General features: G+C 66.9%; 23 protein-coding genes and 1 tRNA gene. 10 read left to right on the forward strand and 14 right to left on the reverse strand.

The annotated features are described in order from the left end of the window. Positions 1–3: 3 nt before the first annotated feature. Both QZ408_RS08535 and QZ408_RS08540 read right to left on the reverse strand, forming a co-directional pair. Positions 4–840, reverse strand: a complete 837-nt coding sequence (locus tag QZ408_RS08535) for an ABC transporter permease (RefSeq protein ID WP_292490879.1) — start codon at positions 838–840, stop codon at positions 4–6. 6 nt (positions 841–846) lie between these two features. Next, on the reverse strand, positions 847–1797 hold the full coding sequence (locus tag QZ408_RS08540; protein ID WP_292490881.1) for an ATP-binding cassette domain-containing protein: 951 nt from the start codon (positions 1795–1797) through the stop codon (positions 847–849). A 339-nt stretch (positions 1798–2136) separates the two neighbouring features. Here QZ408_RS08540 and QZ408_RS08545 point away from each other — a divergent pair, with 339 nt between their 5' ends. Then, entirely contained in the window at positions 2137–2631 is a 495-nt protein-coding gene (locus QZ408_RS08545; protein ID WP_292490883.1) for a hypothetical protein, read from the forward strand. A 25-nt stretch (positions 2632–2656) separates the two neighbouring features. Here QZ408_RS08545 and QZ408_RS08550 read toward each other — a convergent pair whose 3' ends face one another. After that, the gene (locus QZ408_RS08550; RefSeq protein WP_292490885.1) at positions 2657–2857 is read right to left on the reverse strand and encodes a hypothetical protein; all 201 of its coding nucleotides are present in this window, start codon (positions 2855–2857) and stop codon (positions 2657–2659) included. Between the two features lie 159 nt (positions 2858–3016). Here QZ408_RS08550 and QZ408_RS08555 point away from each other — a divergent pair, with 159 nt between their 5' ends. The 4 genes from QZ408_RS08555 to QZ408_RS08570 are packed head-to-tail and all read left to right on the forward strand — an operon-like array spanning position 3017 to position 5832. Further along, entirely contained in the window at positions 3017–3181 is a 165-nt protein-coding gene (locus QZ408_RS08555; protein WP_292490887.1) for a hypothetical protein, read from the forward strand. Positions 3182–3186: 5 nt separating this feature from the next. Next, positions 3187–4485, forward strand: a complete 1299-nt coding sequence (locus QZ408_RS08560; protein WP_292490889.1) for an arginine deiminase family protein — start codon at positions 3187–3189, stop codon at positions 4483–4485. 4 nt (positions 4486–4489) lie between these two features. Further along, positions 4490–5434, forward strand: coding sequence for a carbamate kinase (gene arcC, locus QZ408_RS08565; RefSeq protein WP_292490891.1), 945 nt, complete (start codon positions 4490–4492; stop codon positions 5432–5434). A gap of 59 nt (positions 5435–5493) precedes the next feature. Continuing rightward, positions 5494–5832: a DUF5518 domain-containing protein gene (locus tag QZ408_RS08570; protein ID WP_292490893.1), complete on the forward strand. Its 339-nt coding sequence runs from the start codon at positions 5494–5496 to the stop codon at positions 5830–5832. A gap of 205 nt (positions 5833–6037) precedes the next feature. On the opposite strand, the gene QZ408_RS08575 is transcribed toward QZ408_RS08570, so the two are convergent. Further along, on the reverse strand, positions 6038–7255 hold the full coding sequence (locus QZ408_RS08575) for an MFS transporter (protein ID WP_292490895.1): 1218 nt from the start codon (positions 7253–7255) through the stop codon (positions 6038–6040). A 56-nt stretch (positions 7256–7311) separates the two neighbouring features. Here QZ408_RS08575 and QZ408_RS08580 point away from each other — a divergent pair, with 56 nt between their 5' ends. From QZ408_RS08580 to QZ408_RS08590, 3 genes are all read left to right on the forward strand, one after another. Further along, complete coding sequence (locus tag QZ408_RS08580) at positions 7312–8769, forward strand: MFS transporter (RefSeq protein WP_292490897.1); 1458 nt, start codon at positions 7312–7314, stop codon at positions 8767–8769. 89 nt (positions 8770–8858) lie between these two features. Further along, a complete protein-coding gene (locus tag QZ408_RS08585) occupies positions 8859–10418 on the forward strand; it encodes a DUF87 domain-containing protein (protein WP_292490899.1) in 1560 nt (519 codons plus the stop codon). Between the two features lie 84 nt (positions 10419–10502). Beyond that, the gene (locus QZ408_RS08590) at positions 10503–10661 is read left to right on the forward strand and encodes a rubredoxin (RefSeq protein ID WP_292490901.1); all 159 of its coding nucleotides are present in this window, start codon (positions 10503–10505) and stop codon (positions 10659–10661) included. A gap of 1217 nt (positions 10662–11878) precedes the next feature. On the opposite strand, the gene QZ408_RS08595 is transcribed toward QZ408_RS08590, so the two are convergent. Both QZ408_RS08595 and tsaA read right to left on the reverse strand, forming a co-directional pair. After that, positions 11879–12400: a hypothetical protein gene (locus tag QZ408_RS08595; RefSeq protein WP_292490903.1), complete on the reverse strand. Its 522-nt coding sequence runs from the start codon at positions 12398–12400 to the stop codon at positions 11879–11881. A gap of 201 nt (positions 12401–12601) precedes the next feature. Then, on the reverse strand, positions 12602–13084 hold the full coding sequence (gene tsaA, locus QZ408_RS08600) for a tRNA (N6-threonylcarbamoyladenosine(37)-N6)-methyltransferase TrmO (RefSeq protein WP_292490904.1): 483 nt from the start codon (positions 13082–13084) through the stop codon (positions 12602–12604). Positions 13085–13185: 101 nt separating this feature from the next. On the opposite strand from tsaA, the gene QZ408_RS08605 reads away from it, so the two are divergent. After that, the gene (locus QZ408_RS08605) at positions 13186–13554 is read left to right on the forward strand and encodes a nuclear transport factor 2 family protein (RefSeq protein WP_292490906.1); all 369 of its coding nucleotides are present in this window, start codon (positions 13186–13188) and stop codon (positions 13552–13554) included. Here the strand turns inward: QZ408_RS08605 and thiE are convergent. From thiE to QZ408_RS08620, 3 genes are all read right to left on the reverse strand, one after another. Continuing rightward, on the reverse strand, positions 13551–14186 hold the full coding sequence (thiE, locus tag QZ408_RS08610) for a thiamine phosphate synthase (protein ID WP_292490908.1): 636 nt from the start codon (positions 14184–14186) through the stop codon (positions 13551–13553). The genes QZ408_RS08605 and thiE overlap by 4 nt on opposite strands. Next, positions 14187–15026, reverse strand: a complete 840-nt coding sequence (gene thiM, locus QZ408_RS08615) for a hydroxyethylthiazole kinase (RefSeq protein ID WP_292490910.1) — start codon at positions 15024–15026, stop codon at positions 14187–14189. Positions 15027–15147: 121 nt separating this feature from the next. Then, positions 15148–15232 (reverse strand) — tRNA-Ser (locus QZ408_RS08620). Positions 15233–15283: 51 nt separating this feature from the next. Between QZ408_RS08620 and QZ408_RS08625 the strand changes: the two genes are divergently transcribed. After that, the gene (locus tag QZ408_RS08625) at positions 15284–15487 is read left to right on the forward strand and encodes a thiamine S protein (RefSeq protein WP_292490912.1); all 204 of its coding nucleotides are present in this window, start codon (positions 15284–15286) and stop codon (positions 15485–15487) included. On the opposite strand, the gene thsA is transcribed toward QZ408_RS08625, so the two are convergent. From thsA to QZ408_RS08650, 5 genes are all read right to left on the reverse strand, one after another. Next, positions 15488–17077, reverse strand: a complete 1590-nt coding sequence (gene thsA / locus QZ408_RS08630; RefSeq protein WP_292490914.1) for a thermosome subunit alpha — start codon at positions 17075–17077, stop codon at positions 15488–15490. Positions 17078–17293: 216 nt separating this feature from the next. Then, positions 17294–17905: an orotate phosphoribosyltransferase-like protein gene (locus QZ408_RS08635; protein ID WP_292490916.1), complete on the reverse strand. Its 612-nt coding sequence runs from the start codon at positions 17903–17905 to the stop codon at positions 17294–17296. Between the two features lie 21 nt (positions 17906–17926). After that, positions 17927–18382 carry a nucleotide-binding protein gene (locus QZ408_RS08640; protein ID WP_292490918.1) on the reverse strand — a complete coding sequence of 152 codons (456 nt, stop codon included), beginning with the start codon at positions 18380–18382 and terminating at the stop codon, positions 17927–17929. Then, complete coding sequence (rtcA, locus tag QZ408_RS08645) at positions 18379–19362, reverse strand: RNA 3'-terminal phosphate cyclase (protein WP_292490920.1); 984 nt, start codon at positions 19360–19362, stop codon at positions 18379–18381. Before rtcA ends, QZ408_RS08640 begins: the two co-directional genes overlap by 4 nt. Then, positions 19349–20206 (reverse strand): ribose-phosphate diphosphokinase, encoded by an 858-nt coding sequence (locus QZ408_RS08650; protein ID WP_292490922.1) that lies wholly within the window; start codon positions 20204–20206, stop codon positions 19349–19351. Before QZ408_RS08650 ends, rtcA begins: the two co-directional genes overlap by 14 nt. Between the last annotated feature and the right edge of the window lie 66 nt (positions 20207–20272).

Here is a 20272-nt window from a genome sequence, read left to right on the forward strand (position 1 = left end):
CCCTCATGTTACTACCGCCTTCTGAAACGTCCGGCGGGCGAGGACATACATCACCGCCGCAAAGACGACGAGGTAGGCAAACGAGAGAAGGACATCGCCCGGAGTGGAGGAGTAACTCGCCCCGACGGCGAAGAACTCGCTCCCGAGGGCGAAGTAGCGGACCCCGCTGACCAGGTGGGTCAGGGGGTTGTAGAGCGAGAGGGTCTGCAGGACCGGCGGGAACGCCTGGATCGGGTAGAGGGCGTTCGAGACAAAGAAGAGCGGCAGGGTGAGAAGCGTGATGATCCCCTGCAGCCCTTCGGGGCTCTCGAGGCGCATCGATATCGTGGAGGAGAAGAGGAGGAACCCAAGCGAGAAGACACCGACGAACGCGAAGATCCCGAGGATTGAGACGGCGATCCGGGCGGGCGAGAACCCCGGGAAGAACCGCACGCCAAGGAGGAGCCCGAATGCCATGATGATGGCGACCTGGATGAACGACTTCGTCATCCCCGAGAGGCTGACCCCGAACATGATGTGGGTCCGGGGCATAGGGCTTGCCAGCATCTCCCGCATCAGCCCCCAGTTCTTATCGAAGAGGAGGCTGATCCCCCCAAAGAGGCTGGTAAACAGGGTCGTCATCGCGATCACCCCGGCGGCCATGAAGGTGAGGTAGTCGACCGGGACGACGCCTGCCGGGACCGGGACGGCCGAGGCGAACCGGTTGAAGTTCGAGGACATCGCAACACCGAAGAACGCCATCCAGAGCGCCGGCTGCAGGAGCGACGAGAGAAGTTGCGTCCGAAACCGGGTGAACCGGATCATCTCCCGCCAGTAGACGGTGAGGAACTCCCAGGCCACCCCCGTTCACGCCCCCGTATCGCGCAGTTCCCTGCCGGTGTAGTGGACGAAGACGTCGTCCATCGTCGGTTTCTTGAGGTTCACGCTCGCGATATCGATCCCGGCGTCGCGCACCCGCTCGACGATCCGCGGGAGACAGTGGCTCCCGTCGGCCGATATCGTGATCGAGAGGCCGCGGGGCGACTCCGTGACCGACCGGATCTCCCCGATCCCCTGGAGAGCCTCCCGGGCTTTTGCGTCGTCGCCGGTCTCGAGGTAGACGACGTCCTCGCCGAGGGTGTTCTTGAGCTCCTCCGGGGTGCCGGAGATGATGATCCTGCCGTGGTCGATGATGCTGATCCGGTCCGAGAGCATATCGGCCTCCTCCATGTAGTGCGTCGTCATGAATATCGTCGTCCCGGCCGCGTTCACCCCCCGGATGTAGTCCCACATCCGCATCCGCGTCTGGGGGTCGAGCCCCTGCGTCGGTTCGTCGAGGAAGAGGACCTCCGGCCGGGTCAGGAGACCCCGCGCGATCTGGAGCCGCCGTTTCATCCCGCCGGAGAGGTTCTTCGTCCGCTCGTTCCGCTTCGCTTCGAGTTCCACGACCGTGAGCATCTCGTCGATCCGCTTCTTGCGCTCGTCGCGGGGGATCGAGTAGAGCCGCCCGTGGAACTCCATCGTCTCCCAGACGGTGAGGTCGCGGTCGAGGACGTCGTCCTGGAAGACGATCCCGATCGCCTCCCTGACCCGCCCGGGCTCCCGGGCGACGTCGTGGCCGGCCACCCGCACCGTGCCTTTCTGGAGGGGGAGGAGCGTTGTTAAGATGTTGATGGTGGTGCTCTTTCCCGCGCCGTTCGGGCCGAGGAACGAGAAGATCTCGCCTTTCCGGACGGTGAAACTGATGCCGCGCACCGCCCAAAACCCGTTGAATGCATGTTCGAGGTCCCGCACCTCGATGATATCATCCCCGCCCATCGGTCACCGTCCGGTCCCGCCCGCGCTTGTACACCCTCATGTACGGTGCTCTCATATTTCCCTTTCCCTCCCGTTCTCCGGCGCGCCGCCCGGAGAGCCGCGCGGTCCCCGCCCCGCTCTCCCCGCCGCGAGCCTGCACGGAAAAACCGCGCCGGCAGCCGCTCATGGGCCGGCCCGGATAGGTATGCTCAAATACCAAAACTCCCCCATCCCTCCAGAGAGACGTATGTGCGGCTACTGTTTGCTCATCCCTGCCGGCGATACCCGGCCCCGGTCCCGGCGGAGCACCGCTCCCGGCGCCGGCGCGCAAGAGTTCGGGGAGCGGGCGGGAGAACGGCGGTGACCCCGGCCGCCCGGGCCTCCCTCTGCCTCCTCCTCCTCGCGCTGGCGCTTGTGCCGGCGGCAGACGGGCTCGTCGTCGCCAACACCGACCTGACGCCGGCGGAGGTGAACCTCCTCTTTGCGATGCGGGAGTACACCCTGACCTACAACGAGTATGCCGGCCGGCTCCCGGGATGGGTGACCGGGCCGTTTGAGAACGAGAAGGTCAACCTCTACATCGAGTCCCCCGACGGCGTCCTGGTCATCGGGATCACCTTCCACGGCCGGAAGATCGTTTCGTTCGACGCAAAAGGCTGCCCCGACCCGATCGTCACGGTGACGACCGACAGGGCGACGGTGGAGGAGGTCATGGCCTCCGACCGGCCGTTTGACACGTTCCGGGCGGCGATGAGGAACGGCACCGTCACGATCGAGGGCAACACCCTGCTCGGGACGCTACGGTCGGGGATGGTCCGGTTCGGGCTCCAGGTGATGGACGTCATCGGGCTGTGAGCGGAAAAAGAGGCGGCGGCGGGCCTCACAGGCCCGCGAGGCGTATGCAGAACCCGAGGGTCAACCCCGACATGGCCGATGTCGCCGAGAGGGCGGCGAGCACGAGGGCGTTCACCACCGGGCCGGTCATGAGCGGGGTGTAGGTCGGGTTGCGCTGCAGTCGCCGCACCGTCCGGAACGGTCGCGTGGTCGTCGAGATAGGGGGTTTGTAGCGTCGTATCCTCATGGAAACACCTCCTCGTACCGGGTGAATAATATTTCTTGTGAGTCGGTTGTTTCCCCGAATGATAATCGTTGCGGTTTTGCCCGCCGGGTATCCCGGATAGGGTGGAAGGGGCCTCGCCGCGACAGGTTTATCCGATCTCCGGCGAGAGAATCCCTACAGATGGATCGGTACACAGAGCTCCTCTTCTATGGTAAACACGCTTCTTTCGTCTGTTCTGGTCTCAATTTCGCCGCCGGCGGGCGGGAAAATCGGGTGCCTGCTGCGGCGGCCCCCGCCCGGATGATGATCGCGAACTTCTTTATGGGTCCCCTGCGGGAGCGATGAGCGCGATGGCAGAAGGATTACGGGCGGAGTGGGAGCCGCTCCGGAAGGTGGCCGTCCACCGGCCGGGGATCGAGATGTTCTTCGGGTTGCTGGAGCCGTATGCGGCGCTCTACGAGCGGGCGTTCAGCCGCTACGAGGCGCGCCGGGAGCACGACACCCTCGTGCGCACCCTCCGTGAGGAGTTCGGGGTCCGGGTGCTGCGGCTCAAGGAGACGATCCTTGATGCCGCCGACCGCGATCCGGCGGTGCGCCGGCGGCTCGTCGATTGGGCGCACGAGACAGTCACCCTCCGGGGCGGCCGCGCGGAGGTGGCGGAGGCCCGCCGGAGCATGGAGCAGAACGCCGACGCCCTCGACTCGCTGCACTTCTTCACCCTCCTCCTCTTAAACCCGGTCATCGAGGTGGGACGGGGGAGCACCGGCGGCGGGGTGGACGTCCGGGTGCCGGGGCAGGAGCCGCTCGCGAACCTCTACTTCATGCGCGACCAGCAGGCGGTGACCGGCCGCGGCCTCGTCGTCGGCCGGCCGGCAAAACAACAGCGGTTGCGGGAGCCCGGGATCACCCGGTTCCTCTGGGACATCCTCGGCATCCCGGTCGCCGGGACGGTTGAGGAGCCCGGGACGTTTGAGGGCGGCGACTTCATGCCGATGGGGGAGTTCGCCCTCGTCGGCACCGGGGACCGGACGAACCCGGCCGGGGTCAGCCAGTTCCTCGGTTTCGATCCGGGGTTTGACGAGATCGGCGTCGTCCACCAGCCGGGCCACCCGCTCATCCCGGGCGACCGGCCCGACCCCATGGTCGATATGCACCTCGACACCTACTTCAACGTCGCGGGCAGCGGCGTCGTGATCGGTTCGGGGGTCCTCCTCCGGCGGGCAGAGGTCGACGTCTACCACAGGACGGGCGAGGGCTATGTGCGGTCGGGCGAGACCGTGAGCCTCGACGACTACATCCGGGCGAAAGGGTTTGCGGTGATCGACCTCTCGATCCTGGAGCAGCTCTCCTACGCCGCAAACGTCCTCTGCATCCGCGACGGGAGCATCCTTGCGGTCGAGGGGGAGCGGGTGATGCAGACGGTGCTCCAGAACCTGGAACGGAAGGCCGCGCGCGATCCCCACCGCTACGGGCGGCTCCTCCGCCATGCCGAGGAGGACTACCGCCGGATCCGGGGTGCCGGCCGGTTCTTCCCGCACCGGAAGGAGTTCTCCCGGCACGGCGTCGAGGTCTGGCCGCTCCACCTTGAGAACCTGACGGGGGGCTACGGGGGCCCGCACTGCATGACCTGTGCGCTGGAGCGGGGGTAGCCGGATGTCAGGAAAGACTGTTGTTGTCGCGCTCGGCGGGAACGCCATCCTGCAGCACAACCAGACGGGGACGGCCGCAGAGCAGATCGCGAACGTCCGGCGGGCATCGCGCCAGATCGCGGAGATCGCAGCCGCCGGCTATTCTGTCGCCGTCACCCACGGGAACGGCCCGCAGGTGGGGGATATCCTCCTCAGGAACGAGCTCGCGAAGGATACCCTCCCGGCGATGCCGCTCGACGTCTGCGGGGCGGAGAGCCAGGGGATGATCGGTTACCTGCTCCAGCAATCGATGCAGGAGGCCCTCCGGGCAGCCGGGCTCGACCGCCCGGTCGCGACGGTGCTCACCCAGACCCTGGTGGACGACGGCGATCCGGCGTTCGGGAACCCGGAAAAACCCATCGGCCCGTTCTATACGGCCTTGCAGGCGAGAAGGCTCCGGGAGGAGAAGGGCTGGCGGATGGTGCAGATCCCGGGAAGAGGCTACCGGCGGGTGGTCCCCTCGCCGCGCCCCATCAACCTCGTCGAGGGCGAGGTGATCCTCCGGCTCTTCTCGGCCGGGGTGATCGTGATCGCCGCGGGCGGCGGGGGCGTCCCGGTGGTCGTGGGCCCGGGGGGCACCCTCCGCGGCGTCGAGGCGGTGGTGGACAAAGACCGCACGGCGGCGCTTCTTGCCCGGATCGTCGGCGCCGACGACCTCCTGATCCTGACCGACGTCGAGTATGTTGCCCTGAACTACGGGCAGCCGGACCGGCAGGATATCCACGGTATGACGGTTCATGAGGCGCGGGAGCACCTCACGGCGGGGCACTTCCCGCCCGGGAGCATGGGGCCGAAGGTCGAGGCGGCGATCAGGTTCCTTGAGGCCGGAGGGGAGCGAGCCACCATCGCATCGCTCGATTCGGCCGCCGCCGCCCTTGCCGGGCGGTCAGGGACCCGGATCCGGCGGTGACCGGCGCCATACCCTAACACTTATATACTACATCTCCGGAACTCCCGGCGGTGAAGGGTATGGCAGAAAACTTCTGGGTAGGGGTCATCGTCGGGTGGCTCGTGGGGCTGATCCTCGGCTTCCTGCTGCCGGTCATCGGCCCGCTGGTCGGGGGGTTCGTCGCCGGCTGGATGGTCCGGGGCGGGATCGGGAACGGCGCGCTGGCCGGGCTGCTTGCCGGCATCCTCGGCGCCATCGTCATCGCGGTGCTGCTCCTTGTCGGCGGCACGGTCCTCCTCGGGGCGTTCGGGTTCGTCGCCGGCCTCGGGACGTCGCTCGTCATCATCGTCGTGGCGTTCGTCTACCAGGGGCTCCTCTCCCTGATCGGCGGCGCCATCGCCGGTGTGATCCGGCGGTAACGCGGGGAGGGTCGTCCCTCCCCGTCTCTTCTCAGCCCTGGGGCGAGGACCGGCAGAGGAGACAGGCCTGTACTGGCTCTCCACGCTCGCGGCCCCCCTCTTCGTGCTCGTTATACATCCCGTCTTCCCGGCGGCACCCTCCTCTTCACCCTTTCCCTCTCCGTCGGGACCCCCGGTGCCGCCGGCGGGGCGCTCAAGGGACGGATCACGGTATGAGGTTCCCGAGCCCCTCCTGGAGCCGCACCACGATGCGGGAACGGTACATCAGGAGGTAGGCGGCCACCGCCGCGGCCTCGGCGATGACGACGTAGGCGACGATATACCCGATCGAGACGTCGTAGAGGATGCCCATCACGGCACTCCCGACGAACCACGCCGTCCCAAAGACCGCGCTCACGGTGCCGTAGACCTCCCCCCTCCGGGCCGCCGTCGTCGACTCGGCGATCGACGCCCGGAGCGCGGTCTCAAAGATCCCGATCCCCGCCCCCCAGGCGAGCGATCCCGCGAGCGCCACGCCGGGGTCGGGCGAGAAGGCAAGGAGGACCGTCAGCGTGCTGAGAACCGGGATGGTGAGGAGGATGTGGGTGCCGGTGCGGTCGAAGACCCGCCCGACGAGCAGCGCCACCACGACCGAGACCACCATCGCGGAGGCATAGAAGAGGGGGATGGCGGCGTCGGGGACGACCGACTGGGCCTTTAGGTGGAACGATATGAGCGGGAAACTCGCGAACCCGGCCATGCCGAGGAAGATGAACGCGGCATACGGCAGGACCCCGGGCAGGTCGGCGGCCCTGCCGCCTCCGTCCCCCACCTCCAGGCGTCCCGGCTTCGGCACCGCCGACCGCGCGAAGAAGAGGACCAGCGCAACCCCGGCGAGAGGAACGCCGAGCAGGAGAAACCCCTCGGCGTAGCCGCCGGTGAGGGCGAGGGCGGCGACCATGACGAGGGGCCCTATGACCGCACCGACCTGGTCGAGCGCCTTGTGGACCCCAAACCCCCACCCCCGCCCGACGGTCGTCGTCGCGTGGGAGAGGATCATGTCCCGTGCCGGCGTCCTGACGGCTTTTCCGACCCGCTCGGCGATGATGAGGACGGCCGCGGTCTCCCACCGCCCGGCAACGGCAAGCAGCGGGATGGCGGCGAGGAGGCCGTAGCCGGCTATCACCACCTTCCAGTAACCGCGATCCCGGTCGACGTAGCCGCCGGTGACCGATCGCAGGGCATACCCTACGAACTCGCCGAACCCGGCGACCAGCCCGACGACGGCCGCGCTCCCCCCGAGGTGGAGGAGGTAAGGGCCGGTGACGGACCGGGCGCCGTTCGAGACCAGGCTCCCGCAGAGGCTTGCCACGCCGAGCAGCAGGATGAGCCGGACCGAGAGGTCGCGGACCTCCTGCCGGGTATCCGGGGAAGGGTCGGGCATACGCGTGAGGGTCTTAGGGAGCCGTTCGCATTAATGTACTGCACAGGCGAGCATCAGTGCCCTTATCTGCGCTCGCTGCAAATACCCTTGTAACGACTCCGGGCGAGCTTCTGCTCTCCGGGGAAGCACGAGGGACGACGGTGGAGCAGGAAGACGGGCACTCGTATTCGCGAAGATTCATCCTGGCGCTCATCACGATCGCCACGTTCTTAAACCCGTTCACGGGCACCGCGATCAACCTCGCCCTGCCCTCCATCGGGGCCGAGTTCGCTGCCGACGCCGCCACGCTCGCCTGGGTCTCGAGCGCCTACCTCCTTGCGTCGGTCATCTTCCTCCTCCCCGGAGGAAGGCTCGGCGACTCCCGGGGAAGGGTCACCGTCTTCATGGCCGGGATCGTCGTCTACACCGCCGGAGCCCTCCTCACCATCTTCACGCCCACGATCGGCATGCTCCTCGCCTTCCGGTTCCTGCAGGGGGTCGGCGGCGCCATGATCTACGCAAACAGCGTGGCCCTGATCACCCACCTCTACCCGCCCGGCGAGCGGGGCTACGCGATCGGGCTCAACACCACCGCCGTCTACGCCGGGCTCTCCCTCGGGCCGTTCCTCGGGGGCGCCCTGACCCAGTTCCTTGGCTGGCGGAGCATCTTCATCGTGACCGCGCTCCTTGCCGTCCCGGTCCTCATCTACGCCAAAAAGTTCCCGGTGTTCCTGAACGACCGGCACCAGGAGCACTTCGACGTCCCGGGCCTGGTCCTCTCCTCCGCCCTGATCCTCTGCCTCTTCCTGGGGCTGGCCTCGGCGACCACCCCGCGCGGCGTGGTGCTCCTCTTTGCGGCGCTCGTGCTCGGGGTGGCCTTCTACCTGGTGGAGCGCCGGCACCCGAGTCCCCTCCTCCCGGTCTCGCTCCTCTCGTCGAACCGGGTCTTTGCTGCATCGAACGCCGCCGCCCTGATCAACTACAGCGCCACCTACGCGGTCGGGTTCCTCCTCTCCCTCTACCTCCAGTACATCCGGGGCTACGAACCCGTCGCCGCCGGCACCCTCCTCCTCGTGCAGCCGGTCATCCAGGTCTTCGTCGCCCCGGTGGCGGGCCGCCTCGCCGACCGGATACAGCCCGGGCACGTCGCCTCGGTGGGGATGGCCATATCGGCCGTGGGCCTCTTCGGCCTCTCGATGCTCGGCGATACGACGCCGGTCGGCGCGATCCTCGCCCTCCTGGTCCTCCTGGGCGTGGGGGTCGGGCTTTTTTCGTCCCCGAACACCACCGCCATCATGGGCTGCGTCGAAAAGAGGTTCTACGGGAGCGCGTCGGCGATGACGGCGATGATGCGATCGCTTGGCATGATGCTGAGCATGGGGGCGGTCCTCGTGGTCTTTGCGTTCATCATGGGGTCGACTGCCGTCACGCCGGCGATATTCCCCGAGTTCCTGAGGAGCGTGCACCTGATCTTCCTCGCGTTCGGTGTCCTCTCGGTCTTCGGGGTCATTCTGTCGCTCCGCCGGAACAAATGAGGGCAAATTTCCGCTCAATATCGAAACAGGCTCCCCTGGAGCCGAAGGGAAGCGTTAAAACCCCGGGCATCCTGTGATCATCTGATCGGATGGACCTCGTCATCGGGAAGGCCGGCGACCGGGAGATGGCCGTCGATGCACAGGAACTGGTCACGGGAAGGACCTGCATCATCGCGCAGTCGGGCGCCGGGAAGAGCTGGGGCATCGCGGTCCTCTGCGAGCGGCTCCTTGAGGCGGGGATCGGGTTCTGCCTCATCGATACGGAGGGCGAGTACTTCTCGCTCAAGGACCGGTTTTCCCTCCTCTGGATCGGCTCGGGCGACGGCTGCGACGCGGAGATCGGGAAGGCGGACATCCGGAGCCTGATGCAGGACGCGATCTGCTCCCGGACGGCGGTGATCTTCGACGTCTCGGAGATCGATATGCGTGATGAGGTGGCGAAGTTTGCAGAGATCCTCTACGACCTGGAGAGCCGGTTGAAGCAGCCGTACCTCCTGATCGTGGAGGAGGCGGACAAGTTCATCCCCCAGGCGGGGACCTCGATCAAGAAGATCGAGGAGATATCCCGCCGGGGGCGCAAACGCGGGCTCGGCCTCTTAGTCGCGACGCAGCGACCGTCGCTTGTCGCAAAGAACGTCCTCTCGCAGTGCAACAGCCAGATCATCGGGAAGCTCTCGATCGAGAACGACTTAAAAGCGGTCGGCCTCTTCTTCTCGTCCCGCCGGGAGGTCGAAGAGCTCGCGGAGCTTGAGCCCGGGGAGTTCTTCGTGATGGGCTCTCTCTCGCGGGAGAAGGTGCGGATGCGGTTTGGGGCCCGGGTGACGAAGCACCGGGGGGTGACGCCCCGGCTCGTGGCCGCGCCGCCGGCCCGGGCCGGCCCGTGCCCCTGCCCCCGGGAGGACCCGGCAGACCCGCCGCCCGCCGGGAACGCCGTCGTCCCGGTCCTGCTCCGCGAGGAGGCGCTCGACATCGCGAAGGGGAAGCGCAGGCGCCGGTTCCGGGTCCTCGCGCCCGAAGAGCGGATCATCTCGGGGGAACGGGTCTACCGGCCGCTTCACCGGGTGGAGGTCCGCTACGTCGGCGGGCTCATACGGAAGGCGACGAAGACGGCGTCGTTCGTCATTGACGGGCTTACCGGCTGCATCGTCGAGGTGGACCGGGGGCTGAAGGTCCGGCCGGGGTTCTCGGAGCTCCTGGGGCTCGATGAGGCCGCGGTGAGGATCGTTGCCAATCTTGCGAACGGCGGCTCGACACTGGTCGAGATCGAGGCCGATACCCTTCTTTCCCCGGGCGTGGTGAAGAAGGCGATCAAAAGTCTTGAGGCGGCGAAACTCGTCACCACGATGAAGACGGTGGGCGATACGGTGGTCTACGTCCCCCTGCTCGCGACGGAGGTCCCGGGGCTCGCCACCCTCCGGCCGGGGGCGGACCTCCCGGTGGAGCCGTTGCGGGAGGCGCCCCTTGAGGAGAAGGTCACGGAGTCCTCGCTCCGGACCATCCTGAAGGGGCTTGAGCCGACGGCGGAGATCGTCGGGTTCGACACGATCTACTACCCGGTCTACCGGATAGGGTTCGCATCGGAGAACGGGGAGCGCTCGATCGTCCTCGACGGCTGCACCGGGCGGGAACTCTCTTTTCCCGACCCCTGACCGGAGCGCTTATCCCTGCTCGGGGACAAATAAGATCGTACAACCCCGTCGGCCTCGCGACCGGGGGAACGAGGAGTACCAGCTATGGATTCATACCGATGCACCCTCTGCGGTTACATCTACAACCCTGCTATCGGGGACTCAGCGAACGGCATTAAACCGAATACAGCATTCGCAGACCTCCCGGCGAGCTGGCGATGCCCCCGCTGCGGCGCGGCAAAGAGCCGGTTCGTGAAGGCCTGACGGGAGTCATTACAACCAATCTTTTTTTCAGGGGCGCCGGCGATCAGCCCGGGGGCCGCCGACCGCGGGCGTGGCCTGCAGCAAGAAGGACCTCTCTGAGGATATACGGGCTGCGCGGGGGAGATGGCATGTCGACACAGCCTGCCGGAAAGGAGCGGATCTACAACTCCGTGACCGGTAAACATCACGAAATCCGCCGGCATTCAAGCAAGTACAGGGCCGGCGGGCCGATCCGGGGTTTGTGGGGCTCGAGCCGGGAAAACCCGTAGCGAGTGTGTGCGGTCCGGGACGAATCGCCGGTGTCTGCTGCTCAGTGCAACGATTCTCAATTACCGGCACTCTCGACGGAGGAGGGTATCGATCGGGGGCGGGGCTTCGAGGAGGAACGCACGGGCATTCCGCCTGCGGGGAGGGGAAGCCCCCCTCCCCTCCCCGTGGCGATATCCCCACGGTCCACTGCACGGGGATCCCGGGATCGAACCGGCAGTAGCAGGTTCTTCTCTGCCCGCCCCTCCGGAAAACCGCTGCCAGCACCATCCCCTGGCACGGCTTCCCACTGGATATCGCCGCCACTGCCCCGCCCCGGGCGGGGAGGAGGCCGAAGGCCGGGTGGGGTGGGGCTACCGAAGCAGCGCATGGGTATCCCCTGCGAAGGCCGAAGGCCGGGTGGGGCTACCGGAGAGGAACTTCGAGTGCCATTTTGCCCGGGAGGGAAGCCCCCTCCCCGGTTCCCCCCCGTGGCGATAGCCACCACGGTCCAGTACCGGGACAAACCTGGAAAACCGGGCTCTGGCTCCCCGCTCTCCGGAAAACCGCTGCCAGCACCACCCCTGGCACGGCTTCCCACTGGATATCGCCACGCACTGCCCCGCCCCCGGGCGGGAGGAGGCCGAAGCCGCGGGCGGGGTGGGGGCTACCGAAGCAGCGTGCGGGTATCCCCTGCGAAGCCGCGGGCGGGGTGGGGCCTACCGAAGCAGCGCGGGTATCCCCTGCGAAGGCCGGGTGGGGGGGGGGACAGAGGGGGCGCCCGTGGGGATGGGACGAAGGCCGGATACGGTCTGTTCATCTGGAATCGATGCATTCAGGGGGCCCGGGAGCGCGTTGCCTTGATGGGGAGTTGCAAACCCATCCACCGGGCTTCGCGAACTTCCGCGGCACCACGGGAGTTAACGGGTGCGGATGGGCGATGCAGCCTCGCGCGAGATGCGCGAAGGCGCTCACCCGAACCGGAAGACCCGGAGTTCCTCTCCGGCGATCTCCCGCCCGGCCAGGTGCTCGAGCTCGTGGTCGATCCCGTAGGCGGTGGAGCCCGAGAAGGCCATCTCCCTCGCGTCGAGTTCTTCGGTCCGGATCTCACGCTTGAGCGGGTGAACGGTCATCCTGATCACCCGGCGGGCGCTGAGCCGCACCCGGTAGGGCCGCGCGACCAGCAGCCGCGCCGGGGCCTCCCCGCACTTCTCGAGCCGGTGGACCGTCCCCTCCCGGTGCAGGAGGACCGGATCGACGAAGAGGTAGATCTCTTCGAGGGAGTAGCCGGTCCGACTCGCCTCATCGTAGACCGTGGTCTTCGTCACGGCCGATAGGGCGGTGACGTCCCCTGAGGCGTAACTCCAGTCCCCGCCGTACCTGAGCGAGAAGAGGAGGGGGATGAGCGCGCCGGCGGGTATGCCGAACCGGACGGCGAGGGCGGCCTCTGCGGCGGCAAAGGCGATCTCTTCCTGGATATCGTCGGCGTTCATCGGTTTCTCCTGCGGCCGGGTACGTGGCCCCTCCCGCTACCGGGAAAAGACGTGGGCCGCCGAGGCCTTGAAGGTGACGTGAGCCGGTTCCCCCTCGGCGAGCCCCAGGCGGGCGATGCTCTGCCGGGTCAGGACGGCGACGAACCCGGTGGCCCGCCTGGATGATCCGCCCGGCCCGGGACACGGCAGCCCCGATCGCCGTCAGCAGAACCGGTTGTCCGACCGCATGGTGCTGGCTGCCCCCGATGTCGTGGTCAGCCACCCGGCACGCTCGTCGGGATAGGCGTCGAACGCCGGGACGTAGGGCTTGATATCGAGCACCGGGGTGCCGTCGAGGATATCCACGTCCTCGACGGTGAGCGTCGCACCGCGGACGGCGACCAGTTTGAGTATCGAGATCCCGATCGCGTTCGGGCGGCGGGGTGCCCGGGTCGCAAAGACGCCGCGGGGCGTCTTGTCGAGGAACGGCACCACCTCAAGCGCGTAGCCCTCCGAGCGGTGGAAGTGGTAGAGGACGATGATCCGGGAGAACCCTTCAAGGTCTTTTAAACCCGCGGCACAGGCCGGGTCGAGCTCGATCGTGCCCCGGACACCCCGGGCGCCGACGGGCTGGATGGGCATATCCCGGGGGTCGCGGTAGGGAGAACGGACGGTGCCGATCGGGGTGAATACGATCTCGGTCATGGGTATCTCTTGAGGGCGTTGCACGGCGAAAACGAAGAGGGTTTGTGTACAGGCAGATTTTTGGTAATGATTATCGATGGGCGCGGCCATATGCCCCCCCTATGGAAGACCTCTTGACTGTTCTGCTGGATATCGAGAAGCAGGCCTGGAAAGCCGTTGATGTCCGGGATGTGGAGTTCTACAGCGACTACCTCGCGCCAGAGGCCCTGGTCGTCAGCCCGTGGGGCGTCCTCGATAGGGACGGGATTCTCAGGGATATCGCGGAGAACCCCAATGAACTGCCGGTGTATTCCATATCGGGCCCGAGAGTCATGCCTATCGGAGAAGAGTGCGGCGTCCTCGTATACACCGTATCCCTCGGCGGGCAGACACTCTTGGTATCGACTGTCTATACCCGGAGCGGCGGCCGGTGGCAGGCGGCCTTCCACCAGCGGACGCCCGTGTTCCAGAACCCCGGAGCGGAAGGTTAACGGCGTCCCGCCTTCGCGGCGGTGATCCGGGCCCGCATATCCCGGGCGGCGGCGGTGACGTCGTCCTCTCCCACGACCGCCGAGATCACCGCGACCCCGTCCGCTCCTGCGGCGATGACGTCGCCGACGTTCCCCGCGTTGATCCCGCCGATCGCGACGAGGGGGAGGGCGACCGCGGCCCGGATTGCGGAGAGGGCGGCAAGCCCGCGGCCCGGCCCCGCGTCATCCTTCGACGCGGTCGCAAACGTCGGGCTGAGCGCCACGTAGTCGGCCCCCGCCGCCCCGGCCCGGACCGCCGCTGCGGCGGACCCCACCGAGGCCCCGATGATGAACCCCGGCGGGGCGATCCGCCGGGCCTCCCTGATGGGGAGGTCGCTTGCGCCGAGGTGGACCCCGTCGGCACCGGCCGCGAGGGCCACGTCGAGGCGGTCGTTCACGATGAAGAGCGCGCCGGCGCCATGGGTGACCGTCCGGACGGCGACGGCTGCCTCAAAGAGGTCCCGCCCTGAGAGCCTCTTGTCACGGAGCTGGATCACGTCCGCGCCCCCGGCGACGGCCCGGCGGGCGAGCTCCGCATGGGAGAGGCCGCGCCCGATCTCTTCATCGGTGATCACGTAGAGGTCGTACGCCATCTATCGCTCCTCGATCCGCGCGTGCCCGGCAAGGTCGTCGGGGGAAAGGCCGGCAAGTCCGTCGAAGAGCGCCGTCCGGAACGAGTAGGGCCCGTGTGCCCCGCCGGCCGCCCGTTCCCCGGCCCGGCCGAAGGCCGCGAGCGCCGCGGCCGCTGCAACCGCGTGATCGCCGGTGACCGCAACGAACGCCCCGGTGACCGATGCCGCCATGCACCCCGTCCCGGAGAGGCGGTCCATCATCGGGTTGCCGTTTCTGACCAGAAAGACCCGTCTATCATCGGCGACGACGTCGACGGCTCCCGTCATCGCGACGACGGTCCCGGTCAGACGGGCGCACTCCCGTGCCGTCTCGACGGGATCGCCCGCGACCCCGCCGGAGTCCACCCCCCGGACGCTCCCGCCGGTGCCGGCAAGGACCCCGATCTCCCCGGCGTTTCCCTTCAGGACGGCGATCTCGAGTGCGTCGAGGAGGCGCCGGGCGGTCGCGGTCCTAAACGCCGTCGCCCCCACACCGACCGGGTCGAGGACGACCGGGATACCGAGGTCGTTTGCCCGGCGGCCGGCAATCAGCATCGCATCCACCTGCGCAGCCGAGAGCGTCCCGATGTTGAGGACGAGGACGCCCGCAGCGGCGACCATCTCGGCGACCTCTTCGGGGGCCTCGGCCATCACCGGGGCGGCCCCGGCGCAGATGGTGATGTTTGCGCAGTCGTTGACCGTGACGCAGTTCGTGATATGGTGCACGAGCGGCCGCCGTTCCCGCACGGCGGCAAGGAGGCCGGCGGGGATTGCGCCGTCTATGAGGCGTGCTGATGAGTCTCCCGTTATATTGACCGACATGATACTACCATTATTTTTGCCGGGATTCAATAAAAGGAGGTTACCCGATCTGTTCCCACCCGGAGATGGCAGGAGTTGGGACGGAGACGATGCCGGTCGCTCCGGACCAGATCGACAAATACGCCGAGGGGGAGATTTGAACTCCCGAGGTGCCAGGCACCAGTGGCTTTCGAGGCCACCGCCTTCCCGGACTAGACTACCTCGGCACAAAATCAGCCTACAATATTTAGGCTCTCCGGCTATAATAGTATCGAGGTATGCTCTGCAGATTTACTCTCATCCCGGACGGCAGCGTGCTGATCTACCAGGGCCGGCCGGGCGAGACCTACGAAGACGCCCTCCTCTCGTTCGGGTTCAATCCCGATACGGCGCTCATATTCTCCGGCGGCAGGAGCCTGCCGCAGGATAAAAAAATCGAGGAAGAGGAGGTCGAGATCTTCCTCGCCTCCTCGCGCGGGTGATTACTGTGCGCCCGGCTTTCCTGCCTGGGTGACCATCATGTCGTCGACGCGGACGAGGAGCATGGCCGTCTCGGTCGCGCTCTTGATGGCCTGGGTCTTCACGCGCTCGGGCTCGATGACGCCGGCCTCCCGCATGTCGACGATCGCGCCGGTGTAGACGTTGAGCCCGGCGTACTTCGCGCCGTCGGCGTGGGCCTTCCGGAGAGCGACGACCTTATCGATCGTGTCAAACCCGGAGTTCTCCGCGAGCGTCCTCGGGATGACCTCGAACGCGTTTGCAAACGCCTCGATGGCGAGCTGGACCCGGCCACCGACGGTTGCCGCGTAGTCGCGGATGCGGAGCTGAAGTTCGGTCTCCACCGATCCGCCGCCGACGACGAACCTGCCGTCCTCGATGGCGTCCTGGACGACCCGGGCCGCGTCGTAGACCGCCCGTTCGAGTTCGTCGAGCAGGAGCTGGGAGGTGCCCCGGAGGAGGATCGTGACGGCTTTCGGGTTGTCGCACCCGGAGATGACCGTCAACTCGGCGTCGGGGAGTTCTTCGGCCATTTCGGCGTGGCCGAGCGTCGTTGTATTGAGCTCCTCGGGCTTGTTGACGATGGTGCCGCAGAGCGCCCTCGCGGCGAACTTCATGTCCTCCTCCTTCACGTCCTCGACGGCGTAGATGCCGTTCTTCGCGAGGTAGTACTGCACCGCGTCGGCGATCCCCTTCTGGCAGAGGACGACGTTTGCGCCTGAAGCGACGATCTGCTCGGCGATCTTCTTGAGGGACTCGCGCTCCTGCTCGTTGAACGCCTTCATCTGGTCTGAAGAGGTGATCTTGATCTTCGACTTCACCTGGGTCTTCGTGACCTCGAGCGGCTGGGCGAGCAGGGCTACTTTAGCGTCGGTGACCGCGTCAGGCATCTGCTCAAAGACGCGCTTCTTGTCGATGACGATACCCCGGATCAGCTCCGCGTCGTGCATCGTGTCGCCGACCTGCTTCTTGATCTTGATGTCGTCCTCGTCCACGGTGTAGGTGCCGGGGTTCGTCTCGGTCGCGACCTGCCGCACCGCGTCCACGACGATGCCGGAGATCTTCTCCTTGACCGCCTCGATGGACTTGCCGGTCATCGCGGTGTCGGCGATCTTCGTGAGGTCCTCCCGGTCTTCGAACCCGACCGTTATGGCCAGATCGTCAAGGACCGCGAGGGCCTTCTCCATGCCGAGCTGGTAGCCGTGCGCGATGACCGTGGGGTGAACCTCCTGGGCGAGCAGTTTCTCCGCCTCTTCCATCAGCGACCCGACCAGTACCGTCGCGGTTGTGGTGCCGTCACCGACCTCGTCGTCCTGGGTTTCGGCGACCTCGACGACCAGCTTGGCGCCGGGGTGCTGCACGGACATCTCGTGCAGGATGGTTGCCCCGTCGTTTGTGATCACCACATCACCGCTGGAGCTGACCAGCATCTTGTCCATTCCCCGGGGACCGAGCGTTGTCCGAACGGCGGCCGCAATTGCTTTTGCAGCCATGATATTCGAGCGCTGCGCCTCGAATCCGCGCGTGCGCTCAACATTCTCCCGTAAAATAATGATGGGCTGTCCAGCAAGCATTGTATAATCCTCCTTTGTCCGTTAAGTTTGTTTAGAAGTTCTATATATAGTGATCGATGAAGGGCGACTTTCCCCGAGCACCCGGGTCGATCAGCGAGTGTGGATAACCCATCTGTCAGCGTTACGCGCCTGGTACTTCAGGCGGGCCCGTCAGCTGCGATGATGTATTTCCCGGCCGGATGTTGCACTCATTTGAAAAATGCGGTGAGTTTTTCCTCACCCGAGCCTCGATATCGTAAAGAGCGACCGGACCGGGACGCCGTCGACCTCCCGGACGCCCAGTTTGTCGAAGAGCGACCAGACCGCCATCGGTGCCGCCCCGTGCCGCCGGAGGAACGCTATCGTCTCCGCAAGCGTCGTCCCGGTCGTGACGACGTCGTCGACGATGAGGCAACGCTGGGCGGTGATCGTGGCGAACGTGCCCGAGAGGGACCCGGTGGGCGTCTCGCTCCGGCTGTGCTTCGCCGGGAGGTAGACCGCGAGTTTGAGCCCCTCCTCTGCGGCGATGAGGGTGGCGAGCGGGACGCCTGAGGGCGCGATCCCGACGACCGTGTCCGGGACTTCCCCGGCCGGCAGGGCTCCCCCCTCCGCCAGGTAGAGGAAGCGCCTGAGCATCATCATCGCCATATCGTTTAAGAGCGTCCCATGGCTCCCTACCGCCGTCCAGTCGACGTGAACGTCTTTTGGGGCCTCCATCCCCTTCGGCTGGGTGAGCAGCCAGGTGACCGTCTCCATCGAGAGGCCGAGCTCGTCGGATATCTGGCCCGGGGTGTGCCCTTCTGCCTGGAGCGCCTTTGCCTTCGTGATCAACTCTTCAAGGGCGGACATGGAGAAGAATCTTTTAGTGACCTATTTAAATTTTCTTTTGATCGGTGCGCCGCAGACCCGGCACTCCCCCGGCTCCCGCCAGTACCGGCCGCACCCGCTGCACCGGTAGCGCCACCGGATCGCCCGGGCGGGCCGCTGCCGGATGCTCCGGGTCTCGACGCCGAGACGGTGGGCGACGTTCTGGACCGCAAAGTCGTCGGTGACGAGGACGGCCGATAGCTCCAGCGCGAGCGCGAGGATATCCCGGTCGGTCGCGGAGAGCACCCCGGCATCCCCCGTCCGGACCGCGGCCGCCTCGACCCGCGCGAGGTCCTCCTCCCGCGGCTCCCGGACGGAAAGCCCCGCCGCGGCGAGCGCCTCAAACCGGCACTTCGCGTGGAGGTCGGCAAGTTCCCCGACGACCGACGGGGTGGTATAGGCCCCCTCCTCAACCGGCATCTCCGAAAAAAAGACCGAGGCGTCGAGGACGAGCGTCATCCCGAGAACTCCACGACGTCGTTTACCCGGCACCCGACCGGGTACCCGAACTCCGAGAGGATCCAGCAGGCGGTTCTCGCGTGCATCGAGAGCGTGTGCGTGCTGTACTCCCCGCCGTAGCAGGCGAGGTAGACAAGGAGCTGGTCGGCGAGGTGGACGTCGACCGTGCCGGGGCTCTCGCATTCCCGGGCGAGGGCCCGGGCGGCGGTCCGGCCCACCTCTTCGGCGGGAAGCCCCCTCCTCCCGAGAGCGACGGCGCCTTTCGCCCCGCTCCATACCGTCACGGAACTCCCCGGGCCCGCCCCGCCCTCCCGGGCGTCAAGGGTTGCGGTGCAGGCAAGGCCGGGGTCCCGGCGCAGGAACTCCCGGGCTGCGGCCGCCTGGCGTTCCACGACATGCGCCGGGAGCCCCGTCGAGCAGGAGACGATCCCGCACTCCCCCTTCCCCTCCGGGACCGCGATCGGGCCCGGGCGGGACGGCTCCACCCGGACGTGCACCCGCCCCCCTCCCCGCGGGTAGTACCCCCTCTCAAGCACCTCGACCGCTATTGAGGCCCCGGCGCGGCGGAGCACCGGCGCGAGGACGCGGTCCAGGTAATCGATGGTCGGGCTCCACGCCACCTCGGTCCCGCCCGTGACCGTGATGCTCCCCCCGGCGCGGAGGGCGACCGGGAGCCACGCCTGGAGGATGAGGGGGATGCTCCCGGCGGTCCCGGGGTCGATCCGGAGGTCGGCCCGCCGGAGCCCGCCCGGGGTGAACGTGATCTCGCGGCTCTGGGGCAGAAGCCCCGTGCATTCGGCGTCGCAGGCCCCCGCGACCGCCCGGACCGCGGCGATGTGCTGGGGGGCGAGCCCGGGGTTTTTCCGGTTCTCCCGGATCCGGGTCACGGTGACCGGCGTCTGGGCGAGCGCCGAGAGGGCGACCGCCAGGCGAACGATCTGCCCGCCCCCTTCGAGGCAGGACCCGTCAACGGTGAGCATCTTCTCTGATCGCGGTAACGATTGCGTTCGCGGCCGATATGAAACTTGAGGCGTTCTCATAGGTGTCGCTCGAGACGACCGAGGCGATCCCCGCCGCCCGCAGGCGCGTGTAGGCGCCGCTCGTGAGCACCCCGTGGACGCAGGCCGCGTGGATGGATGCCGCCCCCTGCTCCTGGAGCATGCAGGCGGCGGTCGCAAGCGTCCCCCCGGTGGATATGATATCGTCCACGATCACGACCTCGCGCCCGGCGGCGTCGATGGTCTTCGGGGCGATCCGGACCTCTTCGCCCGAGAGCCGGGTCTTTTCAAGGTGGTCGCAGTCCCACCCGCCGACCGCCGCAACACTGGCCGCAAACCCGATCGCCCCCTCGTCCGGGGCGAGGATGAGGGGGTTCTTCAGGCGCAGGTCGCCGACGTACCCCCCGACGGCCGGGGCGATGGTGATGTTCTTCGTCGGGACACCGAAGTACTGCAGCACGCCGGGGTCGTGGATGTTGACCACAAACGCCCGCTCGATGCCGGCCGAGAGGGCTCGTGCGACCACCCGGGCGCTGACCGGCTCACCCGTGGAAAACCGCCGGTCCTGGCGGGAGTAGCCGAGATACGGGACCACCAGGGTGTTCCTTGATTGGTCGGCAGCATCGATGAGAAGAAGCGTCTGCACGAGCATATCGTTATCCACGGTGCTGCTGACGATCAGGGTCTCGTCATCTAGTTCTCCGGTGCGCAGATACATCTCCCCGTCAGGAAACCGGGTGAATTTCGTCTCAACCAGCGGTACCCCCAACTTCCCGGCAATGCGGGCCGCGATAACCTGGGACCGTTCCGTGCTGATTATTCTCATGTAACACCTTTGCTGGAAAGTATTTGAACGAGGATGAATAAATTATATAAGTACCAGTGCAGCAAA

The organism is Methanoculleus sp. 10, from assembly GCF_913757945.1.
Lineage (GTDB): Archaea > Halobacteriota > Methanomicrobia > Methanomicrobiales > Methanoculleaceae > Methanoculleus.

Bases quoted from the DNA above. Each gene is read 5' to 3' on its own strand.
- QZ408_RS08540 (WP_292490881.1), bottom strand. From the start codon at position 1,797: ATGGGCGGGGATGATATCATCGAGGTGCGGGACCTCGAACATGCATTC.
- QZ408_RS08550 (WP_292490885.1), bottom strand. From the start codon at position 2,857: ATGAGGATACGACGCTACAAACCCCCTATCTCGACGACCACGCGACCG.
- QZ408_RS08555 (WP_292490887.1), top strand. From the start codon at position 3,017: ATGGATCGGTACACAGAGCTCCTCTTCTATGGTAAACACGCTTCTTTC.
- QZ408_RS08560 (WP_292490889.1), top strand. From the start codon at position 3,187: ATGGCAGAAGGATTACGGGCGGAGTGGGAGCCGCTCCGGAAGGTGGCC.
- arcC (WP_292490891.1), top strand. From the start codon at position 4,490: ATGTCAGGAAAGACTGTTGTTGTCGCGCTCGGCGGGAACGCCATCCTG.
- QZ408_RS08570 (WP_292490893.1), top strand. From the start codon at position 5,494: ATGGCAGAAAACTTCTGGGTAGGGGTCATCGTCGGGTGGCTCGTGGGG.
- QZ408_RS08575 (WP_292490895.1), bottom strand. From the start codon at position 7,255: ATGCCCGACCCTTCCCCGGATACCCGGCAGGAGGTCCGCGACCTCTCG.
- QZ408_RS08585 (WP_292490899.1), top strand. From the start codon at position 8,859: ATGGACCTCGTCATCGGGAAGGCCGGCGACCGGGAGATGGCCGTCGAT.
- QZ408_RS08590 (WP_292490901.1), top strand. From the start codon at position 10,503: ATGGATTCATACCGATGCACCCTCTGCGGTTACATCTACAACCCTGCT.
- QZ408_RS08595 (WP_292490903.1), bottom strand. From the start codon at position 12,400: ATGAACGCCGACGATATCCAGGAAGAGATCGCCTTTGCCGCCGCAGAG.
- tsaA (WP_292490904.1), bottom strand. From the start codon at position 13,084: ATGACCGAGATCGTATTCACCCCGATCGGCACCGTCCGTTCTCCCTAC.
- QZ408_RS08605 (WP_292490906.1), top strand. From the start codon at position 13,186: ATGGAAGACCTCTTGACTGTTCTGCTGGATATCGAGAAGCAGGCCTGG.
- thiE (WP_292490908.1), bottom strand. From the start codon at position 14,186: ATGGCGTACGACCTCTACGTGATCACCGATGAAGAGATCGGGCGCGGC.
- thiM (WP_292490910.1), bottom strand. From the start codon at position 15,026: ATGTCGGTCAATATAACGGGAGACTCATCAGCACGCCTCATAGACGGC.
- QZ408_RS08625 (WP_292490912.1), top strand. From the start codon at position 15,284: ATGCTCTGCAGATTTACTCTCATCCCGGACGGCAGCGTGCTGATCTAC.
- thsA (WP_292490914.1), bottom strand. From the start codon at position 17,077: ATGCTTGCTGGACAGCCCATCATTATTTTACGGGAGAATGTTGAGCGC.
- QZ408_RS08635 (WP_292490916.1), bottom strand. From the start codon at position 17,905: ATGTCCGCCCTTGAAGAGTTGATCACGAAGGCAAAGGCGCTCCAGGCA.
- QZ408_RS08640 (WP_292490918.1), bottom strand. From the start codon at position 18,382: ATGACGCTCGTCCTCGACGCCTCGGTCTTTTTTTCGGAGATGCCGGTT.
- rtcA (WP_292490920.1), bottom strand. From the start codon at position 19,362: ATGCTCACCGTTGACGGGTCCTGCCTCGAAGGGGGCGGGCAGATCGTT.
- QZ408_RS08650 (WP_292490922.1), bottom strand. From the start codon at position 20,206: ATGAGAATAATCAGCACGGAACGGTCCCAGGTTATCGCGGCCCGCATT.